At 65.1% G+C, this 22,787-nt stretch carries 26 protein-coding genes; 23 read left to right on the top strand and 3 right to left on the bottom strand.

Going from position 1 to position 22,787, the window contains the following annotated elements; all coding sequences use genetic code 11:
• Position 1: 1 nt before the first annotated feature.
• A complete protein-coding gene (locus tag ACK4FK_RS04745) occupies positions 2-634 on the bottom strand; it encodes a helix-turn-helix transcriptional regulator (RefSeq protein WP_409741835.1) in 633 nt (210 codons plus the stop codon).
• A gap of 149 nt (positions 635-783) precedes the next feature.
• Between ACK4FK_RS04745 and ACK4FK_RS04740 the strand changes: the two genes are divergently transcribed.
• The 22 genes from ACK4FK_RS04740 to ACK4FK_RS04635 all read left to right on the top strand — a co-directional run bounded on the left by ACK4FK_RS04740 (position 784) and on the right by ACK4FK_RS04635 (position 19,189).
• On the top strand, positions 784-1,254 hold the full coding sequence (locus ACK4FK_RS04740) for a hypothetical protein (RefSeq protein WP_409741832.1): 471 nt from the start codon (positions 784-786) through the stop codon (positions 1,252-1,254).
• Positions 1,255-1,292: 38 nt separating this feature from the next.
• Positions 1,293-1,532 carry a hypothetical protein gene (locus ACK4FK_RS04735; protein WP_409741830.1) on the top strand — a complete coding sequence of 80 codons (240 nt, stop codon included), beginning with the start codon at positions 1,293-1,295 and terminating at the stop codon, positions 1,530-1,532.
• A gap of 5 nt (positions 1,533-1,537) precedes the next feature.
• Positions 1,538-3,175 (top strand): portal protein, encoded by a 1,638-nt coding sequence (locus ACK4FK_RS04730; protein ID WP_409741828.1) that lies wholly within the window; start codon positions 1,538-1,540, stop codon positions 3,173-3,175.
• Positions 3,172-3,408, top strand: a complete 237-nt coding sequence (locus ACK4FK_RS04725) for a hypothetical protein (protein ID WP_409741825.1) — start codon at positions 3,172-3,174, stop codon at positions 3,406-3,408. Before ACK4FK_RS04730 ends, ACK4FK_RS04725 begins: the two co-directional genes overlap by 4 nt.
• A gap of 40 nt (positions 3,409-3,448) precedes the next feature.
• Positions 3,449-4,180 carry a capsid assembly protein gene (locus ACK4FK_RS04720; protein ID WP_409741822.1) on the top strand — a complete coding sequence of 244 codons (732 nt, stop codon included), beginning with the start codon at positions 3,449-3,451 and terminating at the stop codon, positions 4,178-4,180.
• 242 nt (positions 4,181-4,422) lie between these two features.
• Positions 4,423-5,241: a phage capsid protein gene (locus tag ACK4FK_RS04715; RefSeq protein WP_409741820.1), complete on the top strand. Its 819-nt coding sequence runs from the start codon at positions 4,423-4,425 to the stop codon at positions 5,239-5,241.
• Between the two features lie 10 nt (positions 5,242-5,251).
• The gene (locus tag ACK4FK_RS04710; protein ID WP_409741817.1) at positions 5,252-5,521 is read left to right on the top strand and encodes a hypothetical protein; all 270 of its coding nucleotides are present in this window, start codon (positions 5,252-5,254) and stop codon (positions 5,519-5,521) included.
• 150 nt (positions 5,522-5,671) lie between these two features.
• On the top strand, positions 5,672-6,241 hold the full coding sequence (locus ACK4FK_RS04705) for a hypothetical protein (protein WP_409741814.1): 570 nt from the start codon (positions 5,672-5,674) through the stop codon (positions 6,239-6,241).
• Complete coding sequence (locus tag ACK4FK_RS04700) at positions 6,241-8,151, top strand: hypothetical protein (protein WP_409741811.1); 1,911 nt, start codon at positions 6,241-6,243, stop codon at positions 8,149-8,151. Before ACK4FK_RS04705 ends, ACK4FK_RS04700 begins: the two co-directional genes overlap by 1 nt.
• The gene (locus ACK4FK_RS04695) at positions 8,151-8,633 is read left to right on the top strand and encodes a hypothetical protein (RefSeq protein WP_409741809.1); all 483 of its coding nucleotides are present in this window, start codon (positions 8,151-8,153) and stop codon (positions 8,631-8,633) included. Before ACK4FK_RS04700 ends, ACK4FK_RS04695 begins: the two co-directional genes overlap by 1 nt.
• Positions 8,634-8,646: 13 nt before the next feature.
• Positions 8,647-10,494, top strand: coding sequence for a hypothetical protein (locus ACK4FK_RS04690; protein ID WP_409741806.1), 1,848 nt, complete (start codon positions 8,647-8,649; stop codon positions 10,492-10,494).
• 10 nt (positions 10,495-10,504) lie between these two features.
• Positions 10,505-11,440 (top strand): hypothetical protein, encoded by a 936-nt coding sequence (locus ACK4FK_RS04685; protein WP_409741803.1) that lies wholly within the window; start codon positions 10,505-10,507, stop codon positions 11,438-11,440.
• Positions 11,441-11,447: 7 nt separating this feature from the next.
• Positions 11,448-12,788 (top strand): radical SAM protein, encoded by a 1,341-nt coding sequence (locus ACK4FK_RS04680; RefSeq protein ID WP_409741800.1) that lies wholly within the window; start codon positions 11,448-11,450, stop codon positions 12,786-12,788.
• Positions 12,785-13,972, top strand: coding sequence for a hypothetical protein (locus ACK4FK_RS04675; RefSeq protein ID WP_409741797.1), 1,188 nt, complete (start codon positions 12,785-12,787; stop codon positions 13,970-13,972). Before ACK4FK_RS04680 ends, ACK4FK_RS04675 begins: the two co-directional genes overlap by 4 nt.
• Before the next feature lie 77 nt (positions 13,973-14,049).
• The gene (locus ACK4FK_RS04670; RefSeq protein WP_409741794.1) at positions 14,050-14,337 is read left to right on the top strand and encodes a hypothetical protein; all 288 of its coding nucleotides are present in this window, start codon (positions 14,050-14,052) and stop codon (positions 14,335-14,337) included.
• Positions 14,330-15,868 carry a phage terminase large subunit gene (terL, locus tag ACK4FK_RS04665; RefSeq protein ID WP_409741792.1) on the top strand — a complete coding sequence of 513 codons (1,539 nt, stop codon included), beginning with the start codon at positions 14,330-14,332 and terminating at the stop codon, positions 15,866-15,868. Before ACK4FK_RS04670 ends, terL begins: the two co-directional genes overlap by 8 nt.
• Positions 15,869-15,889: 21 nt before the next feature.
• Positions 15,890-16,186: a hypothetical protein gene (locus ACK4FK_RS04660; RefSeq protein ID WP_409741789.1), complete on the top strand. Its 297-nt coding sequence runs from the start codon at positions 15,890-15,892 to the stop codon at positions 16,184-16,186.
• Positions 16,187-16,202: 16 nt separating this feature from the next.
• Complete coding sequence (locus tag ACK4FK_RS04655; RefSeq protein WP_409741786.1) at positions 16,203-16,661, top strand: cell wall hydrolase; 459 nt, start codon at positions 16,203-16,205, stop codon at positions 16,659-16,661.
• 12 nt (positions 16,662-16,673) lie between these two features.
• Complete coding sequence (locus ACK4FK_RS04650) at positions 16,674-17,078, top strand: 3TM-type holin (protein ID WP_409741784.1); 405 nt, start codon at positions 16,674-16,676, stop codon at positions 17,076-17,078.
• A gap of 46 nt (positions 17,079-17,124) precedes the next feature.
• Positions 17,125-17,469, top strand: a complete 345-nt coding sequence (locus ACK4FK_RS04645; protein ID WP_409741782.1) for a DUF952 domain-containing protein — start codon at positions 17,125-17,127, stop codon at positions 17,467-17,469.
• Positions 17,466-18,149 (top strand): hypothetical protein, encoded by a 684-nt coding sequence (locus tag ACK4FK_RS04640; protein WP_409741779.1) that lies wholly within the window; start codon positions 17,466-17,468, stop codon positions 18,147-18,149. Before ACK4FK_RS04645 ends, ACK4FK_RS04640 begins: the two co-directional genes overlap by 4 nt.
• On the top strand, positions 18,146-19,189 hold the full coding sequence (locus ACK4FK_RS04635) for a quinone-dependent dihydroorotate dehydrogenase (protein WP_409741776.1): 1,044 nt from the start codon (positions 18,146-18,148) through the stop codon (positions 19,187-19,189). The genes ACK4FK_RS04640 and ACK4FK_RS04635 overlap by 4 nt, the downstream gene beginning before the upstream one ends.
• 52 nt (positions 19,190-19,241) lie before the next feature.
• Here the strand turns inward: ACK4FK_RS04635 and ACK4FK_RS04630 are convergent, their stop codons facing one another.
• The gene (locus tag ACK4FK_RS04630) at positions 19,242-20,090 is read right to left on the bottom strand and encodes a fumarylacetoacetate hydrolase family protein (RefSeq protein ID WP_409741773.1); all 849 of its coding nucleotides are present in this window, start codon (positions 20,088-20,090) and stop codon (positions 19,242-19,244) included.
• Between the two features lie 126 nt (positions 20,091-20,216).
• On the opposite strand from ACK4FK_RS04630, the gene ACK4FK_RS04625 reads away from it, so the two are divergent.
• Positions 20,217-22,037 carry an ABCB family ABC transporter ATP-binding protein/permease gene (locus tag ACK4FK_RS04625; protein WP_409741770.1) on the top strand — a complete coding sequence of 607 codons (1,821 nt, stop codon included), beginning with the start codon at positions 20,217-20,219 and terminating at the stop codon, positions 22,035-22,037.
• Here the strand turns inward: ACK4FK_RS04625 and ACK4FK_RS04620 are convergent.
• Positions 22,034-22,660, bottom strand: a complete 627-nt coding sequence (locus tag ACK4FK_RS04620) for a TetR/AcrR family transcriptional regulator (RefSeq protein WP_409741768.1) — start codon at positions 22,658-22,660, stop codon at positions 22,034-22,036. The two genes, ACK4FK_RS04625 and ACK4FK_RS04620, sit on opposite strands and share 4 nt — an antisense overlap.
• Positions 22,661-22,787 lie beyond the last annotated feature (127 nt).

The raw sequence follows: 22,787 nt of genomic DNA, 5'->3' as shown, positions 1-22,787 counted from the left end.
GCTACTGCGCCGCCCAGACGATGCGGGCGATCCAGGCGATGTCGGGCACGTCGAAACTGCGGTCGGGATAGGCGGGATTGAAGGATGAGAGTTCGATGCGGGTCAGCGTGCGCCGCGCCAGCGTCTTGCACAGCACCTCGCCCTGCACGGTCTTGGCGATCACGCGGTCGCCGCGGCGCACGCTGGCCGCCGGCGAGACGATCACGATGTCGCCGTCGCGATAGACCGGCAGCATGCTGTCGCCGCTGATCTCCAGGGCATAGGCCTGCGGATCGTCGATCTGCGGGAAGGGCACCTTTTCCCAGCCCTCGCCGGTAGGAAAGCCGGCATCGTCGAAATAGCCGGCATTGCCGGCCTGGGCCAGACCGATCAGGGGGATGCGGTGCGTGCCGGCCATCGGCGTGCCGTCGCCCAGCAGGCTCATGAATTCCGGCACGCTGGCGCCGGTGGCCTCGATCACCTTGGAGATCGATTCCGTGGAGGGCCAGCGCTGCTTGCCGTCGCGCGAGACGCGCTTGCTGCGGTTGAAGGTGGTGGGATCCAGCCCGGCCTTGCGGGCGAGGCCGGAGGCGGTAAGGCCATAGCGTTCCGCCAGGCCGTCGATGGCGGCCCAAATCGCCCGGTGAGTCAGCATGGGAAGATCGTCTTATAAATTGGTCGATTTGGCTACAGGAATATTCTCTGATTACGAGTTTGACATGAGAACATAAAGGGAAATATAAGATACAAGAACGCGGGAATTTTACGAATGTTCCGCACTCTGCGGGACCAGGCCGGCAGATTATGGCAACCGAAACCGATCAGGTCCCCGACCCGATACACGTCCAGACAGCAGGCGCGCCCGGGATCGCCGGGCGCGCCGTGGTGGTTTTCGCCGAGGAAACCCGGCTGCCCAAACTGCGCCGCCTGAAGCCTGGTTTTCGCCACTGCTTTGCCTATCTGGCGCTGGAACAGGGCTGGGTCGGGCTTGATCCTCTGGCTCATCGTCTTGAAATCAAAGGATTTCCGAATTGGAGCCGAGAGGCCGACCTGGCCGCGCACCTGCGCCGGCTGGGCCAATGCGCCCTCACCGTGCCGGTGCTGGAACCCCCGCGCCGTCTAGCGCCGCCGCTGCCCTTCTCCTGCGTCGAGACCGTCAAGCGGCTGATCGGCCTGCATAGCTGGCGCATAAGAACACCATGGGAACTTTTTCTCGAAACGCGGAAAATATGCCTTGACAATGTACATTATTTGTTCTATATGTCGAAACATTAGGAACACATAGAAAACCCGATATTCGAAAAGGATTGCCCATGGGTGGGATTTTCGGCTCTTCGCCCCCTCCGCCGCCGCCGCCGCCGCCCCCTCCGCCGCCGCCGCCCCCTCCGCCGGCTCCCGATCCGGTGCCGACGGAAAGCGACGCCGAGATCGCCGGGAAGGCGGCGCGCGAACGCCGCCGCCGCGCCCAGGGCGAAACCATCGCCACCTCCTGGCGTGGTCTGAATGACGGCCAGTCGCCGACGCCCGCGCCGAAGCGGCTGTTGGGTGAGTGATGCCGATGGCCCGCCCCGCACATCTCTTCTCTGTGGCGCCGGGATCGCAGCGGCAGGACTCCGCCCTTGCCGATCTGCTGCAGCCCGAAGCCCTGCGCCAGCGGCATGCCCGTGCGCGCAGCCAGCGCGGCGTCTGGGAACCGCTCTGGCAGGATTGCTACGATTTCGCCTTGCCGGCGCGCCGGCCGGGCAGCCCGGGCGGGCGGCCGGGACAGACGGCCGAGCGCCTGTTTGACGCCACCGCCGCAGACGCGGCCGAGCAACTGGCCGGCAGCATGCTGTCGCAGCTTACGCCGCCCTGGTCGCGCTGGTTCGCGTTCCAGCCGGGCCGCGACGTGCCGCAGGAGCAGCAAGGCGCCATGTCGGCCGAACTCGACCGCGCCGCGCAACTGCTGCAGGCGCAGTTCGACCGCTCGAATTTCAGTGTCGAGATTCACCAGGCCTATCTCGATCTGGTGGTGGCCGGCACGGCCTGCCTGGCCTGCGAGGAAGCGCCGCTTGGCGAGGCCAGCGCGTTCCGCTTCGCCGCCGTGCCGCTGAGCGACCTGGTGCTGGAGGAAGGCGCCGGCTGCCGTCTCGACACCGTGTTCCGGCGCCAGGACATGAGCCTGGAAACGCTGTCGCGCCGCTATCCGGCGCTGGAGGATCAGGCCTGGTTCGTCGAACGGCGCCGGCGCGAGCCCGATGCGCGGCTGGGTGTGCTGGAATGCGTGCTGCCGGCGCCGCTGCCGCTGCAGGGCCATGTCTATGCCGCGCTGCTGGAAGACGCGTCGGTCGACGATGCCTCGGCGATGCTGGCGCAGGGCCGCTTCGATCAGACGCCGTTCATCGCTTTCCGCTGGCTCAAGGCGCCGGGTGAAATCTATGGCCGCTCGCCGGTGATGAAGGCCCTGCCCGATATCAAGACCGCCAACAAGGTGGTCGAGCTTGTGCTCAAGAACGCCTCCATTGCCGTCACCGGCATCTGGCAGGCCGACGACGATGGCGTGCTGAATCCGGCGAATGTGAAGCTGGTGCCCGGCGCGATCATCCCCAAGGCGGTCGGCTCCTCCGGCCTCACGCCGCTGGCTGCGCCCGGACGTTTCGACATCTCGCAGCTCGTGCTCGACGATCTGCGTGGCCGCATCCGCCATGCCCTGCTGGCCGATCGCCTGGGCCAGATCGACGCGCCGCGCATGACGGCGACGGAAGTGCTGGAACGCTCGGCCGAGATGGCACGCCAGCTTGGCGCCACTTTCGGCAGGCTGCAGGCGGAACTGCTGGTGCCGTTGGTACAGCGCGCCGTCACCATCCTGCAGCGGCGCGGCGAGATTCCGCGCTTTGCGCTGGATGGCCGCGAGGTGACGCTGGTGCTGCAATCGCCGCTGGCGCGGATGCAGGCGCAGGGCGATGTGCAAAGCACGCTGAACTGGCTGCAGCAACTGCAGGCGCTGGGCCCGCAGGCGATGCAGGTGGTGGATGCCCTGGCCGTGGCGCGCTGGCTGGGCCGGACGCTCGGCGTACCGGGCGAATTCCTGGTCGAGGCCGGCGAGCAGCGACCGGATCACACCGCGCTCGCCGATCCGGCGATGGGCGCGGGCCTGCAGCAGATGCTGCAGCAACTGCTGCAGAATCCCGCGACCCAACAGGGAGCCGGCATATGAGCGACGCGCATTCGTTTTCTGCCGAAAGCGACGATCTGGCGGCGGCCTTCGCGCGCTGTTTCCGCGGCGGCGACGGCGAACGCGTACTGGGTCATCTGCGGCGCATCACCATCGACCGGCGGGCCGCGCCCGATTGCAGCGATGCCGAATTGCGGCACCTCGAAGGTCAGCGCCACCTGGCGGCCTACATCGCGCAACTGGTCGCGCGCGGGCAGCTGGGCAGCGCAGCCTGACACGCACTGGAACATTCAGGGATCATCGAAAGGATGCATGATGACGACACTGCTTGAAAGCGAAGCGCGCAGCGATGGCGCCGGCAACAGGGAAGACGGCGACGCGATCCCGGAGAAATTCCGCGATCCGCAGACCGGCGAATTGCGTGTCGACCTGCTGCTGAGATCCTATCGCGCACTGGAGCAGAAGCTGGCCGGCATGGTCAGCGTGCCGGGCGAAGATGCCGATGACGAGAGCCGCCGGCGGTTCCTGCGCTCGCTTGGGGTGCCGGATTCGCCGGATGGCTACGAGATCAGCCTGAAGGACCCGGCCTTGCTGCCGGATCCGGACGTGAACCGGCGCCTGCATGCCGCTGGTTTCACGCCGGCCCAGGCGCAGCTGGTCTACGATCTGGCCTGCGACCATGTGGCGCCGCATCTGCATCGCCTGGCCGGCGAATACCGCTATCGCGGCGAACGCGAGCGGCTGGTGCAGCGTTATGGCAGCGAGGCCCGTTTCGCCGAGATGGCGCGAACCCTGGAAACATGGGGTCGGCGCAACCTGCCCGAATCCGTCTTTGAGGCGCTGGCCTCTTCGTATGAAGGCATCGTCGCGCTGGAGACCATGATGCAGGGCGGCGATCCCGGGCTGGTCACCGGCGAGCGCGGCGGCGCGGCACTGACCGAGGATCAGCTCGTCGGCCTGATGCGCGATCCGCGCTACTGGAAAAAACGCGACCCCGAAATCCTCGCCAAGGTGACTGAAGGTTTCCGCAGGCTTTATCCGGGCTGATCGCGGCTGGCTGGCGGCTGCGAACGTGCCGTCCTCATTGCAGGACTACCGCAGCGCAGATGCCGGCCAGAGATTTCCCGCCTGCCGACAACCGCGAACCGGGTTTTTCCGGCGCGGCCGGAAGGCGCGGCGGCAACGGCGCCCCGTCCATATTCGGCGGGATAACGCCGCGGGCCGCATGAACCGCCGTCCCGCCATTCCTGCGGGACGGCACCGCAACCCTGTGACGAAAGGAGCGTCCCGTGACGCCCACAATCGAACAATCCTTCGTCCGCCAGTTCGAGCACGACGTGCATCAGGCGTATCAGCGCCTGGGCGCCAAGCTGCGACCGACGGTGCGGTCGAAGACATCCGTGAAAGGGTCGTCGACCACCTTCCAGAAGGTCGGCAAGGGCACGGCCAGCACCAAGGCCCGCCACGGCAAGGTGCCGGTGATGAATGTCGACCATGGCTCCGTCGAATGCCTGCTGCAGGATTATTATGCCGGCGAATGGCTCGATGCGCTGGATGAGCTGAAGGTCGGCCATAACGAGCGCGAGGTGATCGTCAATGCCGGCGCCTATGCGCTGGGCCGCAAGACCGACGAGCTGATCATCCGCTCGCTCGACCTTTCGGCCAGTTTCGCCGGCGGCGACAGCGACGGCCTGACCAAGGCCAAGATCCTGACCGCCTTCGAGATGCTCGGCAATGCCGATGTGCCCGATGACGGCCAGCGCTATGCCGTGGTCGGCTGGCGGCAATGGTCGGAGCTGCTTGAGATCCCCGAATTCGCCGATGCCGATTATGTCGGTGACGAGGATCTGCCGTGGAAGGGCGCCCAGGCCAAGCAGTGGCTCGGCACGCTGTGGATGGCCCATAGCGGGCTGACCCTGCAGAGCAACGTGCGCTTCTGCCACTGGTACCACAAGACCGCGATCGGTCATGCCTCGGGTCAGGAGGTGAAATCCGACATCACCTGGCACGGCGACCGCGCCGCGCATTTCATCAACAACATGATGAGCCAGGGCGCCGCGCTGATTGATCCGGCCGGCATCGTCACCCTGCGCTGCCGCGAAGTGTGAGGAGGCTGAGATGGCTTACAGCTCGAAAACCCTCTCGGTGCTGGGTTATGCCAACGGCTTCACGCTCTGGCATTACAGCACGCCCGATCCGGCCGGCACCGTCGACAGCAGCGGCTATTTCAATGCCGCAGCCGAGATGCTGCGGGTCGGTGATTTCATCCTGGCCAATACCGGCGTGGGAACATCGCCGCAGCACGGCATTTTCGTGGTTGCCAGCAGCCAGAATGGCGTGGTCGACCTGGCCGATCTGACGCCGTTGGGCGGTGGCAACACCGACTAGGCATCCGCCGCCGCAGCGGCAGGGGCAGCGGGACAGGCCCCTGCCAGGGTTGCGGCGGCCAGGCCGCGCGGCCCGGGGGCGCTCCGGTGCGGTTTCTCCTCGTACCGCATCGGGGCGTCCCAACGGGCCCCCTTCTTACAGGAGTTCGACATGGCGCTGACCGCCACCGATCTATGCAGCCGTGCGCTGATCACGCTGGGGGCCAAGCCGATCACCGGCTTCGACGATGCCACCGTGGAGGCCGACATCGCACGGCATCTTTATACCAGCCTGCGCGATGCCCTGCTTTCGGCACATCCCTGGCGTTTCGCCACCCAGCAGGCGGATCTGCCGCGCCTGAACCAGCAGCCGGCGGGCGATTACCGCCATGCTTTCCAGTTGCCGCCGGATTTCCTGCGGGCGCTGGCCGCCGGCCAGCCCGGCCGCGGCCGCGGCCTGGTCTATCGCATCGCCGGCCGCCGCCTGGAGTGCAACGCCGATGCCGTGCTGCTCACCTATGTCAGCCGTCCCGATGAAAGCGGTTTCCCGCCCTTCTTCGATCTGGCGCTGATTGCCCGCCTGGCGGCCGAATTCTGTTTGCCGCTGACCGAAAGCACGACCCGGGCGCAACTGCTGCATCAACTGGCCGAGGCGGAATTCCGCCGCGCCAAGACCATCGACAGCCAGCAGGACGAGCCGGGCCGGATCGAGGATTTCACCCTGGTGGAGGTCCGCGGCTGATGCCGAAACTCACCATAGCGAAGAACAACTTCACGGCGGGCGAGATCGCCCCGGATCTGTGGGGACGGTCCGATCTGCAGGGCTATACCAACGGGGCGGCCCGGCTGCGGAACGTGCTGTTGCGACCGACCGGCGGCGTGACGCGCAGGCCGGGGCTGGAACATATCGCCGTGCTGGCGGGCGTTGCCGCCGTGCGGCTGATCGCCTTCATGTTCAACACCGAACAGGCCTATCTGCTGGTGTTGACGGATGCCGCGCTGCGGGTCTTCCGCGACGGCAGCCCGGTTTTCACCGGCACTGCGCCCTGGACGGCAGCGATGCTGCCCAATCTGAGCTGGACGCAAAGCGCCGACACCCTGTTTCTCTGCCATCCCGACCTGCCACCGCAGCGCATCACCCGGCGCAGCCACACCGACTGGCGCATCGAGGCTTTTGTCTTTGCGGCCGCGGATGGCAGCGCGGCGCGATACGAGCCGACATTCAAGTTCGCCAAGAATGACGTGACCCTCATTCCGTCGGCCACCGGCGGCACGATCTCGCTCACGGCGTCGGAAGATTTCTTCCTGGCCGGACACATAAACCTGCAGTTCCGCATCAAGAAAAAGGCGGTGCGCATTGACTCCGTCACCAGCCCGAGAGTGGCGCAGGCCACCGTGCTGCAGGCATTGGAGAATACCTCTGCGACAACGGATTGGGAGGAGCCGGCCTTCTCCGGAATTCATGGCTGGCCGGTCTGCACGACGATATATCAGGATCGCCTCGCCTTCGCCGGTTCCCGCGATCTGCCCAACCGTGTGTGGCTGTCGAAGACATCTGATATCGACAATTTCGATCAGGGCACCGGCCTGGACGATGAAGCCATCGAATTCGCCCTGTTGACCGACCAGGTCGATGCCATCCGGGCCGTGGTGGCGGGCCGGCACCTGCAGCTCTTCACCACCGGGGCGGAATGGATGGTGACCGGCGAACCGCTGACGCCAACCAAGCTGCGCGCCGAGCGGCAGACCAGGGTTGGCTCCTTTGCCGATCGCGCCGTTCCGCCGCGGCATGTCGATGGCGCCACGCTGTTCCTGTCGCGGACCGGCAAGGAGCTGCGCGAGTTCATCTATACCGATATCGACCAATCCTACACGGCGGCCGATCTGGCGCTGCTGTCCAGCCATGTATTCGTCGATCCCATTGATCAGGACTACGCGCAGCGCGACCGCCTGTTTCTGGTGGTCATGGCGAATGGAGACATCGCCGCGCTGACGCTGTATCGCGCCCAGCAGGTCGCGGCCTGGACGGTCTTCCAGACCGACGGCAGTTTTCGTGCCATCGCCGTGGTCGACAATGTGATCTACGCGGCTGTGCGTCGCGGCGGCGACATGCGCATCGAACGCTTTGTTCCCGACACATATTGCGACGCTCATATTGTGCAGAGCAGCGATCTTCCGAAGCGGACATGGAATGGCCTCGAACATCTGGAGGGCCGCGAGGTGGTTATGGTTGCAGACGGCCAGCCGCATGGGCGGCAGGTTGTTCAGGATGGCGCCATAACGCTTGCTCGCGCGGCGCGAGCGGTCGAGATCGGGTTGCCCTACAGCCATGAAATCCGGCCGCTGCCGCCGGAACTGGGCAATGGCGCGGTGACGAGCCAGGGCGGCCCGGCCCGTCTGGTGCGGGCGATCTTCCGCCTGCATGCCAGCAAGGCGTTCAGCGTTGACGTGGGGCGCGGTTTGCAGCCGCAGGCCTTTGGCCGCATCGGCGACAGTTTTGACGCGCCGCTGTCGGCGTTCAGCGGCGACATCGAAATCCGCGGCCTGGGCTGGCTGCGCGGCACGGATCAGCCGCTGTGGCGCATCGAGCAGGCCGCACCTTTGCCTTGCACGCTGCTATCCGCGATCACTGAAATCAAGGGAGCTGACTGATGAGCGGTATCGAGACTTTCCTGATGGCGGCCAGCACGGCGCTGGGGGCGGTCAGTTCGATTGCTCAAAGCAGCCAGCAGCAGAAAGCCCAGCGCCAGGCCCAGGCCATCCAGATGCAGCAGGCGCAGGACCAGATGGCCGCGCTGGAAGAACAGCGCACCAAAGCCGAGCGCGACCGCCGCGACCGTCTGGCGCGCAGCATGGCCTCGCAGCGCGCCGCCTTCGCCGGCAGCGGGGTCAGCGGCGATGGTTCCGGCGATGCCGTATTCGACAATCTTTTGGCCCAGAGCGAACGCGAGCGCGATGACATCAACAGCCAGATCGACCGCCAGATCCGCAGCCTGCAGTCGGGCATTCAGCTCAATCTGCTCAGCCGCAGCTCAGGGCCAGACCCTTTTGGCACGCTCGCATCGTTCGCCAAGGCCGGCGCCGGGCTGATCGAAAGCGGCAACCAGCTCAAGAAGATCATCACCAAGCCATAAACGGAGCCACGAGATGTCAGCATCAAGCCTGCCCCCACGGGTGCAACTGATCGCTACCGGCAGCCAGAACCGGTTCGGGTTCGACTTCGCCGTCGGCGGCGTCGAGGAGGTCCATGTCTGGGTTGACGATTCCGCACATACGGATTTTTCGGTCGAGTTGATCGATGACGGTGCCGGGGGAGGTTATGTCGATTTCGGCGATGACATGCCGGTCGCCGGCCAACGGATCACGCTGGCCCGCATTCTGCCGGTCAGCAGCGGCGCGCGGTTCTCCGAGGGCGGGGTATTGCGCGCGGCCGCCCTGAATGCGGAATTCGAGCGGCTGACCTGGCTGATCCAGCAGGTCGATGAAAAGGCGGATCGCAGCATCAAGCTGCCGCCGCATGCGGATCTGGACCCGGCCGAGGATCTGCAGATTGCCGCCGGCGATCGCGCCAACCGGATTCTCGCCTTCGATGCCGATGGCCAACCGGTTCTGCTCGGCAGCGGCAACATTCCGGCCGGGCCGGTCGGCCCACGCGGCCCGCAAGGCGAACCCGGTCCGGTCGGTCCGCGCGGCTATACCGGTGCCCAGGGTCCGCAAGGCATCGGCGGACCGCCCGGGCCTCAAGGCGATCCGGGGCCGCCGGGCGCTACCGGTCCGCAAGGTCCGGCCGGTCCGCAGGGTTTGCAGGGACCACCCGGCATCCAGGGCCTTCAGGGTCCGGCCGGCCAGTCCTTCACGCCGGACGCCATCGGCCCATTTGCCGATCGCGGGCTGCATGATGCGCAGGCTGCGGGTTTCGCCTACCTGGCAGCCGATGCAGGCCAGCTTTTCTTCAAGCTCTCGTCTGTATCTGCAGACTGGTCGGGCGGCATTTATTTCGGCCGTGGCGATACCGGCCCGCAGGGCCCGCAGGGCCTGCAGGGCCTGCAAGGTCCCATGGGCCCGCAGGGTCTTCAGGGTATACCGGGCGAAACCGGTCCGCTGGGGCCGCGCGGACTGACCTGGCGCGGCGCATGGCAGGCGGCAGCATCCTATCAGCGCGACGATGCCGTGCAGCATGATGGTAGCGCGTATATTTGCATCGCCGATGTCGCGAACACCGCATCTCCCGACACCGACGCAACGCACTGGACGCTTCTGGTGGCTCGCGGCCTTGCCGGGCCGCAGGGTCCGCAGGGAGAAACCGGCCCGGCGGGGCCGCAGGGCGCGCAGGGTCCGCAAGGCGAGACCGGTCCGGCCGGGCCAATCGGGCCTCAGGGCATTCCCGGGCAGGATGGCGCTCCGGGGATCGGCGTGCCCTATGGCGGCTCGGCAGGGCAGATCCTGATCAAGGTCTCGGCCACCGATGGTGATGTTGGCTGGCAGTCGCTGCCGGATGATTCAGTGGCGCGTGCCGGTGATGTCATGACGGGGCCATTGCAGGCGCCAAGCATCAAAAGCGCCGGCACATCGCCGCTGCAGACCGGGTTCCAGCTCGCCAGTGGCCAGGATATCGGCGATGCGATCCTGCATCGCACGCGCGAAGTCGTCTATCTTGAACAGCAGGTGGCAAATTGTGCCGGTACCGTGCCGAACGGCAATTGCCAGAGCGACAGCTTCTGGAGCATGCCCAACGCAAATTGGTGGAGTTGGGGGCTTGGGCTTGGCTACGTCAATCCCGGCTACGACTTTGCCGGCGGCTCCAGCGTCACCAATCAGCCTGTCAGTCAGGTCAATCAGCGCATTTACGGTAGCTACTACCTGCTGCGCACCGAGGTCGGCTTCGACGTGCAGCGCCGCGATTGGCGCAACTGCAACTGCGGCGCTACCAACTGCTACTCGAACTGTAACTGCAACTGTAATTGCAACTGCAATTGCAATTGTGATTGCGCATGAAGAGGATCATATGAACAGGCATTTCCTTTATCCATACTTGCCAATTCCATATGTTACGCAAGTTATCTTTGATAATGGTATTATTACGGCACGTACCTTCCGACCATCGGGAGGATACTTAAATCGAAACAAAATAATAACCGAAGATTTAGCCGCCGAACTTCTAGCTAATCCAGTGGAGCCTTTCTGCGTTAGCAGGTCCACGCCTGCTGATAGTTGGATTCCACGTTCATCAATTAGAGCATTCTGGGCGTCCAACCCAATTCGTGAAGATGGAATTGGAAGTTATGTGCAGGAAATAAGCCAGACTTCCATGACGATGGATGATGCGTTAATAGGTCGAGGAGCGCTGAGTGAACGCGCGGAGTGGATAATTCCATGCCGTACAGACGGTCATTTGGAAACACCCGTAAATCGAACATTGTTAACTTGGCAGGCAAGGTCTCACAAAAAATTCATTTACTATGATCGTCAGCAGTGCACTGTCCTTACTTGCATGATGCCATACGCAGACAATGATTTTTCTCGTGCAATACTTTATGCAAAATTTAATCCGAAATTCGGCATTGCGCATAATTTTGTAAACGCCAAAGTTGTTTCTCCTGATGGGATACAGATCGATAATTATGAGACGATATTAGGAGGTCATTGGGCATGGCCTACTTTAAGAATTTCTGGGCCCGACAGTATTTCTTCTGAGAAAATTGAGAAATTCTCAATTTCGTTGATAGATGAAAGTAATGATGAATATTTAGCAGAAAATAATATGCGAGTGCATATCGAAGTAGATGCCGGTTATCTCTCGAAGCAAGTACTAAATCTCAAATTAGGAAAAGCCTTCTTCTGTGTGGGAGCCCTCGGCCTATTTCCAGGTGATAGAATTAAGATAAAAATTGGTTGGCGCTATTATCCCGGCGTCGACGAAAAAATTGTCACTGTGGTCTGAGGTCACCATGACGGCGCGCTATCGTCTCCGTATGGCCGGCCCTCAAGGCCGGCGGCACACCCTGCTGTGGCAACCATCCGATGCCAGCCTGCTTTGGGAGGATGGCAGCGCCGTCGACCTGCGGCCGGTGGGACTTCACCACCAGCCGCCCGGCAGCTTCGCGGCGGCCTTTCCGGTCAGTCCGTCGACGCCCGCCGGCAAAGCCGCGGCGCCGCGCGTGCTGAAGATTCAGCTGGGACTGAAATGCAATTATGCCTGCCAGTACTGCAATCAGGCCGCCCAGCCGCAGGATCTGCAGGGCGATCCGCGCGATGTTGCGGCTTTTCTCGATCTGCTGCCGCAATGGCTGGCCGGCGAGCCTCGGCGGATCGAATTCTGGGGCGGCGAGCCTTTTGCCTACTGGAAAACGCTCAAACCACTGGCCGAAGCCCTGCGCGAGCGCTTTCCGCAGGCATCCTTCGGCCTGGTCAGCAACGGCTCGCTGCTGGATGAAGAAAAAATCGATTGGCTGGACCGTCTGAATTTCGGTATCGGCATCAGTCATGATGGCCCGGCGATGAAATACCGCGGTCCGGATCCGCTCGCGAATGTTTCCCAGCGGGCCATGCTGCGCCGCCTGTATGACCGTCTGGCGCCGCAGGGCCGCATCAGCTTCAACACGGTTCTGCATCGCAGCAACATGTCGCTGACCGCCGTGCGGCATCATATCGCGGAACATCTCGGCGTTCCGGCTGACAGCCTGCCGCTGGTCACCGAAGAGGTGCTGCTGCCCTATGATGAGGGCGGCATGCGCCTATCCCTGCGCAAGGATGCGGATGGCCGGGCCTATATGCGCAACCTGTTCTGGGAAATCGCGCGCGGCGAGGCGATGGCGGTCAGCACGATCCGCGACAAGATCGGCACGCTGTTCCGCCACATCGCCGAGGCGCGCCCGGCTGCGAGCCTGGGACAGAAATGCGGCATGGACGATCCATCCAAGCTGGCCGTCGATCTGAAGGGCAATGCGCTTACCTGTCAGAACATGTCGGCAGAGACGAAGCATCGCATCGGCCATGTCACGGCGATCGACCAGATCCGCCTTGATACCGCGCATCACTGGTCGACGCGGGCGGAATGTGCACGCTGCCCGGTGCTGCCGCTTTGCCAGGGCGCCTGCCTTTTCCTGGAGGATGGCCTGTGGCGCCAGGCCTGCGACAACAGCTACTGGCACAATCTCGCGGTCTTCGCCGGCGCGCTGTACTGGCTCACGCGGCTGGTGCTGATCGAAATCGAAGGGCCGGCGCGGCGCGATGGCCTGGCCGAGTGCATGATGGTGATCGATCCGGCCGAACTGGAGGCGGCGGCATGATCGACGCGCTGCTGCTGCTTGTTGCGCCCAGCCGGGAAAGCCGCGACAAGGCCGCCCATTTCGCCGCGGCCGCGAAGGCGCTTGGATTGTCGGCGCAGGTTTTGGAAAGCGCTGATCGGGAACAAATCATGACCATGGCGCCGCGCGGGCCGGGCGCATACGCGCTGGCCTGCAGCGACGCCATGGCGCATGCGGCTGCACGGCTGAATGAAGACAACGGCCATGCCGCATTTTCGCCGGCCCTCGCCGCCGCGCTGGCCGACAAGGCGACGGGCCTGCCGCTGCTGGGTCGGCTTCTGGGCCTGCCGCCATTGCCGCAGCTCGTGCCGCTGGCGCCGGACGATCTCCGTGCCTGGCAGTATGACGGCCCGCTGATCGTGAAACCATGCCAGTCGTCAGGCAGTTGGTCGCCGCGGCCATGGGGCTATCGCCGCTTTCCGTCCGCCCGGCATTTCCTCGACTGGCTGACGGCGCAAGACCTGGCGGCGGCCTTTTTCCTCGAGCAGCAGCGGTCCGGTCCGCTCGGCCCGAACCTGCTGCAGGCCGCCATCGACAGCGACCGCATCGAACTGGCGGCGGTGCTGCTGAATTCCGCCGGCGCCACGCTACTGTGCCGCTGCGAGGGCCAGTTCGAGCCAGCCGCAGCCGATCAGGCGGGCCGGCGCTGGCAGCGCGGCCTGTATCATGCCGCGGCGGCACCGGACCTGGCCGACCGCCTGCCGTCCCTGTCGGCAATGATCGGCCAGGCGTCGGGCTGGGGCACCGGCATCCTGCATGTTCAGGGCATGCGCTCGGATTCCGGCTTCCACCTCACCGACATCAACCTGCGCCTGCCATCCACCTGGGACTGGCTGATGGCTGCGCTCGACCCGTCCTACCATCGTCGCCTGCTGGCCAGCCTGCTGTTCGGCGAGCCCTTCGACCCGGCATGGCCGGCGCCGGCCATGGCAATCGATCTGGTGCATGGCCCGAAGGGCAGTCGTCTGCTCTGGATCGATCATGCGCCGCCCGGCGAAGGCATCCTGCCCTGGCGCATGCGCGCCGCCGATTGCAGCCGCACGCGGGATGGTTTCGACGCTGCCGGCCAGGCGGCCAGCTTCATCGCGGTTGGCGGCGATGCGCAAACCTGCAACGCGCGCGCGGACACCTTCCGCGCCGCAATCCGCCTGGAGGTGGCGCCATGACACCGTCGCCATCGTTGACCGATCTGGCCGCGGCCTTGTTGTTGCTGGCCAGCCTGCTGATCCATTGGGAGTGAACGATGAGTCACGACACGGCGGACGATTTCCGCAGCGTGGCCTGGCGCAAGCTGCGGGCCGTAACCGAAGTCTACGATTCCCTGCCCGTGCGACCCGAGCTGCCCGGCAACGAGAAAGCAATGGCCCAGTGCCATGCCACCGCGCGCAGCGTGCTTGGCCATATCGCCCTGCTGCGCAAACTGCTGGGGCTGGACAAGGTCGATGCCGCCGATGCCGCCGATGGCATCGACCTGGACCTCGACACCTATCGCCGCATGGTGGCCCGCCTGGACGAGGTTGCCGGTGATTGATGTCACGCCGATCCGCAGCGTATCGCGCGAGGTGGCCATCCAGGTCTCGCTGGTCGAGTTCGTACGCTTCTGGAACCAGCGCCAGCATCTTGGCATGCCCGATCTGCATCGCGAGATCCTCGCCTGGCTTGAGCAGAACTGGGTGGAAGGCAAGCGCGAACTGCTGCTGCTGGTCTTCCGCGATGCCGGCAAATCCACCCTGGTCGGGCTCTTCGCTGCCTGGCTGCTGCTGCGCGACCCGAGCCTGCGCATCCTCGTGCTGGCGGCCGAACAGGCATTGGCACGCAAGATGGTGCGCAACGTCAAGCGCGTCATAGAACGCCATCCGCTCACCGTCTCGCTGCGCCCGCTCAAGCGCGATCAGTGGGCCGCCGACCAGTTCACCGTGCGGCGGACCAAGGAATGGCGCGATCCCTCGATGTTGGCACGCGGATTGAACGGCAACATCACCGGCTGCCGCGCCGATATCGTGCTCTGCGATGACGTGGAGGTGCCGGCCACCTGCGACACGCCGGTCAAACGCGAGGAACTGCGCGCCCGGCTGGCCGAAATCGATTACGTGCTGGTGCCCGAGGGCACGCAGCTATATATCGGCACGCCGCATTCCTATTATTCGATCTACGCGCTTGAGCCGCGCCGCGAGACCGGCGAGGAAGCGCCCTTCCTGGCCGGCTTCCAGCGTCTGGTGCTGCCGGTGCTGGACGAGCATGGCCAGAGCCGCTGGCCCGAGCGTTTCCCGCGCGAGCGGCTGGATCTGATCCGCCGCCGCACGGGCCCCGCACGCTTTGCCGCGCAAATGCTGCTGCGCCCCACCTCGGCCGAAGACGGCCGTCTGGATCCCGACCTGATCGACAGCTATGGCGACGAGTTGAAGGTCGATGTGCTGAGCGGCGAGCGGCTTCGCATCGAGATCGGCCCTAAGCGCATGGTTTCGGCTAGTTGCTGGTGGGATCCATCCTACGGTTCCCCGCGCAAGGGCGATGGCAGCGTGATCGCCGCCGTGTTCGCCGATGGCGAGGGCGGCTACTGGCTGCACCGCATCCGCTGGCTGCAGCAGGATCCGCGCGATCCCACTGACGCCGCCAGCCAGCTCTGCCGGCAGGCGGCGCAATTCGCCAAGGAACTGTATCTGCCGGCCATCCGGTTGGAGACGAATGGCCTGGGTAAATTCCTGCCCGGCCTGCTGCGCCGGGCCCTGGCCGAGGCCGGTTGCGGCACCGGCGTGATCGAATGCACCAGCCGCAAGGCCAAGGCGGTGCGCATTCTCGAAGCCTTCGACACCGTGCTGGCTGCCGGCGCACTCAAGGCCCATGACAGCGTGGCGCAGACGCCTTTCTTCACCGAGATGCGCGAATGGCGGCCGGGCCATCAGGGCCGCTCCAGCCTGGGCCGCGACGACGGCCTGGATGCCGTGGCCGGCTGCCTGCTGTCGGAACCCGTGCGTCTCGGGTTCTTGCCCTCGCGCCCGGATCGGCCGAGCTGGCGCCTGGGCGGCGAAACCCATGTCGCATCCAGCGACTTCGAAGTCTGAAGAACCGGAAAGGAATACGCCATGGCCAATCTTGCCCTCGACTGGACCTGGTGGCTCAGCGCGGTTGAGCTGCCGGTGTTGGCCGGCCTGTTCTGGATGATCCAGCGCCAGCGCGACCGCGCGGAACACCAGATCGCGCAGCTGCAGGCCGAGCATCGCGCCGCCATCACCGCCACGCGCGCCGCGCTTTCGGATTACAAGCTTGAGGTCGCCCAGCGTTATGCCTCGATCGGCTACCTGAAGGATGTCGAGACGCGCCTGACCGAACACCTGCTGCGCATCGAGGCCAAGCTCGACCTGCCGGCACGCACCGCATGATGAAGGAGGCAGCGCCATGACGATCCCCCGCAGATTGCCGGCCGGTCACGCGCGTCGCGCCGCCGCCTTCGGCGACCAGGCCTTCACCCGCGACACGCTGGCCCGCACTGTGTGGGGCGAGGCGCGAAGCGAGGGGCGGGAAGGCATGATGGCGGTGGCCAGCGTGATCCTGAACCGTGCCGCCAAACCCGGCTGGTGGGGCCGCAGCGTGGCCGAGGTTTGCCTGCGGCCCTGGCAGTTCTCCTGCTGGCTGGCTGAAGATCCCAACCGCGCCAAGCTGGAGCGGGTGGACGAGCGCGACGCAGAGTTCAGGATCGCGCTGCAGGTTGCCGATCAGGGCTTGAGCGGCGGGCTGCCCGACTACACCTTCGGTGCCACGCATTATCACACCGTCGATATCGCGCCGGGCTGGGCGCGGGGCCATACGCCCTGCGCCGTGATCGGCCGCCATGCCTTCTACAACGACATCGCCTGAAGGAACCCTGCCATGCTGGACAAACTGCTGGTGGCCAATATCGCCTCGCCCATCGAGGCGATCGGCAATGTCTTCGACAAGTTGTTCACTTCCGATGCCGAACGCGCCCAGGCCGAAGCGGTGCTGGAGAAGCTCCGGCAAAATCCGGGCGCCCTGCAGGTCGAGCTGAACAAGATCGAGGCGGCGCATCGCAGCGTGTTCGTGGCCGGCTGGCGGCCGGCAGTCGGCTGGATCTGCGCCGCCGGCGTGGGCTGGGCCTATCTCGGCCACCCGCTGTTCCTCTGGGCCGCCGCACTCTGGGCGCCGGGCGTGCAGCCGCCGGATATCCGCATCGACAGCCTGTTCGAACTGGTGCTGGCCATGCTCGGCATGGCCGGGTTGCGCAGCTTCGAAAAGACGACCGGGCGAGCGAAGTGACGGCGGAACTCTCCCCGGCCGGCAGGCTTTCTGCTATGCCATCGCCATGACCACGATCTACCGCATCCTCACTGCCGCCGACTGGGCGGCCGCGCAAGCCGCCGGCCGTTTCACTGGCAGCGCGCATGACATCCGCGACGGCTTCATCCATTTCTCGACATCCGCCCAGGTGGCCGAGACGGCGGCGAAGCATTACGCTGGCCTGCCCGCCCTGGTGCTGCTCTATGTGAGGGCGGAATCTCTTGCGGCCCCGCTGAAATGGGAAAGGTCGCGCAACGACGATCTGTTTCCCCATCTCTATGGCGACCTGCCGGTCGCGGCCGTGCATCGCGTCGAAAATCTGCCGCTCGGTCCGGATGGCCGGCATGTCTTTCCCGACCTCGAACCATGAGCGGCGGATTCAGCCTCGATCCCTTCTGGCAGCAGCCGGCGTGCTCCTACGGCGTGGCCGCGCTGGCGCCGGCCGATCTGCAGGCGGCGTTGCAGCCGCTGCTGGCGCAGATCGCCACCATTGCCGACCCCTGCGGCCTGCGCCTCGTGCCGCCGTCGCATCAGCATCTTTCGATCTATGCCGTCGCGCCGGTGCGGCAGGATTTCGACAAGGAGGCCTACTGGGCCGCGAACGCGGCGGCAGTTCAGGCGACCCTGCGCGGCTGGGCCGCTGCACAGCCACCCGTGACGCTGCGCTTCGCCGCCCTGCGCGCCACGCCCACGGCCGTCATCGCCGTTGCCGATGACCGCAGCGAAGCGGCTGAGGCGGTCTGGTCGCTGCGCCGGCGCCTGGCGGACATCCTGCCGCCGCCGCCCGGCGGCGCGCCGCGCTACGATCTCGTTCATGTCACGCTGGCGCGCTATGCCGCGCCTTCAGCCTTGCCGCCCGATTTTGCCGCGCGGATCGCCGCGCTGCCGCTCGATCTGCGTTTTCTGCTGCAAGATGTCATCCTGCTGCGTGAAACGCGGTATCCCGCGCTGGAATTCGATACCCTCGCCAAGCTGTCCCTCGGCGCCCCGTTGCCAGCCAGCCCGGCGCCGATCAGCCCGTCGCCCGCCCGTCCGGAGCCCGTCGCATGAACCTCTATCGCTGTCTGGTCTGGCCGCTGGTGCGGCATGTGGAGTCCGAGCGTGCGCACCGCATGACCCTCGACCTGCTCAAGACCGGTTTGGTCATCCCGCCGCGCCAGGCTGACGATCCGGTGCTGGCCACCACCCTGTTCGGCAGGCGCCTTTCCAATCCCGTGGGTCTGGCGGCCGGCTTCGACAAGAATGCCGAGGTACCCGATGCCATGCTGCGCCTGGGCTTCGGCTTCGTCGAGGTCGGTGGCGTCACGCCGCGTCCGCAGCCGGGCAATCCGCAGCCGCGCCTGTTCCGGCTGGAGGAAGACCACGCGGTGATCAACCGCATGGGCTTCAACAATGAAGGGCTGGATGTGGTGGCATCGCGGCTGGAGGCGCGGCGCGGGCGCATGGGCCTGGTCGGGGTCAATCTCGGCGCCAACAAGGATTCCGGCGATCGCCCCGGCGATTACGCGATCTCCTATGCGCGGCTGGCCGCGCTCTGCGGCTTCGCCGTGGTCAATGTCTCCTCGCCCAACACGCCGGGCCTGCGCAACCTGCAGGGCCGCGAGGAACTGGCTGCGCTGCTCGCCCGGCTGCAGCCCCTGCATGCACAATACAAGACGCCACTGCTGGTCAAGATCGCACCCGACCTGGCGGAAGACGACATCGATGCGGTGGCCGACCTCGCGCTGCAATATGGGCTGGATGGCATCGTCGCCACCAACACCACCATTGCGCGGCCCGATACGCTGCGCAGCCGGTACAAGGCCGAGAGCGGCGGCCTGTCGGGCGTCCCGTTGCGCGAGCGCGCACAGGCCGTGCTGAAACAGCTTCATGGCAGGATCGGCAGCCGCATGCCGCTGATCGGTGTGGGCGGCATCGCCTCGGGCGCGGATGCCTATGCCCGCATCCGCGCCGGCGCCTCGGCCGTGCAGCTTTATTCCGCCATGCTCTATGAAGGCCCGGGCCTGGTCGGCCGCATCAAGAGCGAGCTTGCCGCCCTGCTGAAGCGTGACGGCTTCAAGAGCGTGGCCGAGGCGGTGGGGAAGAATTGAAAAAGAAACGGCGCCGCGAAGGGCGCCGTTTGAAACCGGAATTCAGTACCGCTTACGCGTTCTTCACCGGGTTGCGCAGCAGGCCGACCTTGCTGATCTCGACCTCCACCACGTCGCCGTCCTTCATGTAGAGCGGCGGGTTGCGCTTGGTGCCGACACCGCCGGGGGTGCCGGTGGCGATCACGTCGCCGGGCTTCAGTTCGACCCAGGTGGTGACATACTTGATGATCTTGCGGATGTTGAAGGTCATCAGGTCGGTGCCCGATTTCTGAACGGTCTGGCCGTTCAGGCGGGTTTCCAGCATCAGGTCCTGGGGATCGGGGATCTCGTCGGCGGTCACCATCCAGGGGCCGAAGCCGCCGGTGGCGGGGAAGTTCTTGCCCGGGGTGAACTGGCTGGTATGGGTCTGCCAGTCGCGCACCGAGCCATCCATGTAGCAGGAATAGCCGGCGATGATGGAATAGGCGTTGTCTTCCGAAACCTTGAAGCCCGGCTTGCCGATGATCACGGCCAGCTCGCCTTCATAATCCAGCCGGTCGGATTCGGCCGGCTTCAGCACCGGCTGGCCATGGGCCACCTGGCTTTCGGGGAAACGCACGAAGATGGTGGGATGGCCCGGCGGTTCGCGGCCCATCTCGCGGCGGTGTTCGTCGTAGTTGACGCCGACGCAGATGATCTTGCCCGGGTTGGGGATCACCGGCAGCAGGGTGGTGCCGTCCAGTTTCATGTCGGCCGTCACACCTTTGGCAGTCGATTCGACCTCGGCCAGCGCGCCGGCTTTGAGAACCGCGGCGAGATCGGCATACTTGCTGCCGAGTTTGGCGCCGACATCGACTATGCCGTCGCCGGAAACCACGCCATACGAGCTCTTGCCATTGCGGACGAAGCTCACCACTTTCATCGGACTGCTCCCTAGCCAGAAATAAGGAAAAAACGGGGTCGATTGTTGGGGGAGCAAACGATACGCTCCGTACACACCCCGATCAAGCATCGCCAGCCTAACCCAAGCTCCAGCCCTTCGCCCATCATGACCGACTTGAAAAAAACACTACCCGGCTTGCTGATTCCGCGACTCTGGCCGGCCAGCCGGCCCGACCTGCGACGGCGCGTGGTGATCGCGCTGCTGTTCCTGGTGCTGGCCAAGCTGGTCAATGTTGCAGTGCCATATTTCTTCAAGCGCGCGGTCGACCTGCTGAATTCCGGTGTCTCGGCGAACCAGCTGGCGATTGGTGCGGTGCTCGGCATGGTGCTCGCCTATGGCGTGGCGCGCATGGCGGCCCAGGGGTTTGGCGAGCTGCGCGACGCGGTGTTTGCCAAGGTGGCCCAGGCGGCGATCCGCGACCTGGCGTTGCAGACCTTCAACCACCTGCATGCGCTGTCCCTGCGTTTCCATCTCGAGCGGCAGACGGGCGGTTTGAGCCGGGTGATCGAACGCGGCACCAAGGGCATCCAGTTCGTGCTGCAGTTCATGACCTTCAACATCCTGCCCACCATCGTCGAGATCGCGCTGGTCGGCGGCATCCTGTGGTGGCTCTATGGCTGGAGCTTCGCGCTGATCACGGTCGGCACCATCGCCGGCTACATCTTCTATACCCTCAGCATCACCGAATGGCGCACCAAATACCGGCGCCAGATGAACGACGAGGACCAGCGCGCCAATACCCGCGCGATCGACAGCCTGCTCAATTATGAGACGGTGAAATACTTCACCAACGAGGCGCACGAGGCCCGCCGCTTCGACGAGGCCCTCAGCCGCTACGAACGTGCCGCCGTGAAAAGCCAGACCTCGCTGGCTCTGCTCAATCTGGGCCAGGGCGCGATCATCGCCATCGGCCTGATCGGCGTGATGAGCCTGGCCGTGCTGGGCGTGCGCGACGGCACCATGACGCTGGGCGACATCGTCATGGTCAACGCCTACCTGATCCAGCTTTACCTGCCGCTGAATTTCCTCGGTTTCGCCTATCGCGAGATCAAGCAGGGCCTGATCGACATGGAGGCGATGTTCAAGCTGCTCGATGTACCGCAGGAGGTGCAGGACAAGGCCGGCGCGCCGGCGCTGAACGTGTCGCGTGGCGAGGTCGAATTTGACAATGTTCGCTTCGCCTACGATCCGCGCCGTGAAATCCTGGCCGGCGTGAGCTTCCGCATCCCGTCCGGCGCCAAGGTGGCGGTGGTGGGCGCCTCGGGCGCCGGCAAGTCGACGCTCTCGCGCCTGCTCTACCGTTTCTACGATGTGTCGGACGGCAATATCCGCATCGACGGCCAGGATATCCGCGAGGTCAGCCAGACCAGCCTGCGGCGCGCCATCGGCATCGTGCCGCAGGATACCGTGCTGTTCAACGACACGATTCTTTACAACATCCGCTACGGCCGCGTGGAGGCAACGGATACCGAGGTGCAGGAAGCAGCGCGGCTGGCGCAGCTCGATGGCCTGATCGCGCGCCTGCCCGATGGCATGGCCACCATGGTGGGCGAACGCGGCCTGAAACTGTCGGGTGGCGAGAAGCAGCGCGTGGCGATTGCCCGCGCCTTGCTGAAGCAGCCCAAGATCATGGTGTTCGACGAGGCCACCTCGGCGCTCGACACCCATACCGAACGCGAAATCCAGGCGGCCCTGGCCCGCGCCGCGGAAGGCTGCACCACGCTGGTGATCGCCCATCGCCTGTCCACCGTGGTGGATGCCGACGAGATCATCGTGCTGGATCAGGGCCGCATCGCCGAACGCGGCCGCCACCACACCCTGCTGCAGGCCGGCGGGCTTTATGCCGCGCTGTGGCACAAGCAGCAGGAAGCGCGTGCCGCCGAGAACGAGGACAGCGTCGGCGTGCTCTCGGCGGCGGGAGATTAGCGCGCGCGCGATCGTCGGGCTTGTTCGGGCGATGGCCCGCCAAGCAGGAGATCCACCGTATGGGCTGCGATTCCGCGCAGCCGGGCCTCGTCGCCGAAGGCCCGCTCCAGCACAGCCAGGCCACGGGTCACGGTCATGATGTGCAAAGCGGCGGCTTCTGGGTCGCCATCGAATTCGCCGTGCTCGGCACCCTGGGACAGGGCGTCGCGGAGCAGGCCGGTGATGCGGGTAATCAGATCTGCGAATGCCTGCCGCGCCTTGTCGTCCAGTTCACCGTCCTGCTCGGATGCCAGTTCCATCAATCCGCGTGTGGTGGGGCAGCCGCGCGGCGGCGAACCGGACCGGAAATTCGTTATCGTCATGTCGAAAAACGCCGTCAGGCGTTTCCGCACACTCCCTGAGCCGAGCGCCTTGCGAACGGCGTTGAGGTAGTCACCGGAATAGCGTTCATAGGCGCGGAGAAACAGCGCCTCCTTGCTGCCGAAAGCATTATAGAGGCTGCCGCGCTGGATGCCGGTATCGCGCGCGATGTCGGACAACGAGGTTCCCCTTATCCCCTTGCGCCAGAATTGATCGAAGGCGATGCGCAGGAGGTCGTCTTCGTCAAATTCGCGCGGTCTCACCTTTTTCTCCTTTGCGGCGGCGAAAAGTATTTGACACTATGTCAAAAAAGTGATTTCTAGACACAATGTCAAAAACCTAGCGCTATTCGCGGCTGATTTCCATGCAAAGGCGCGCCACGCATGACGG

Source organism: Ferrovibrio sp. (assembly GCF_046297895.1).
Classification (GTDB): Bacteria; Pseudomonadota; Alphaproteobacteria; order Ferrovibrionales; family Ferrovibrionaceae; genus Ferrovibrio.
Note: the sequence above shows the minus strand (reverse complement) of the source record. Positions and strands in the feature narration are given on the sequence as shown.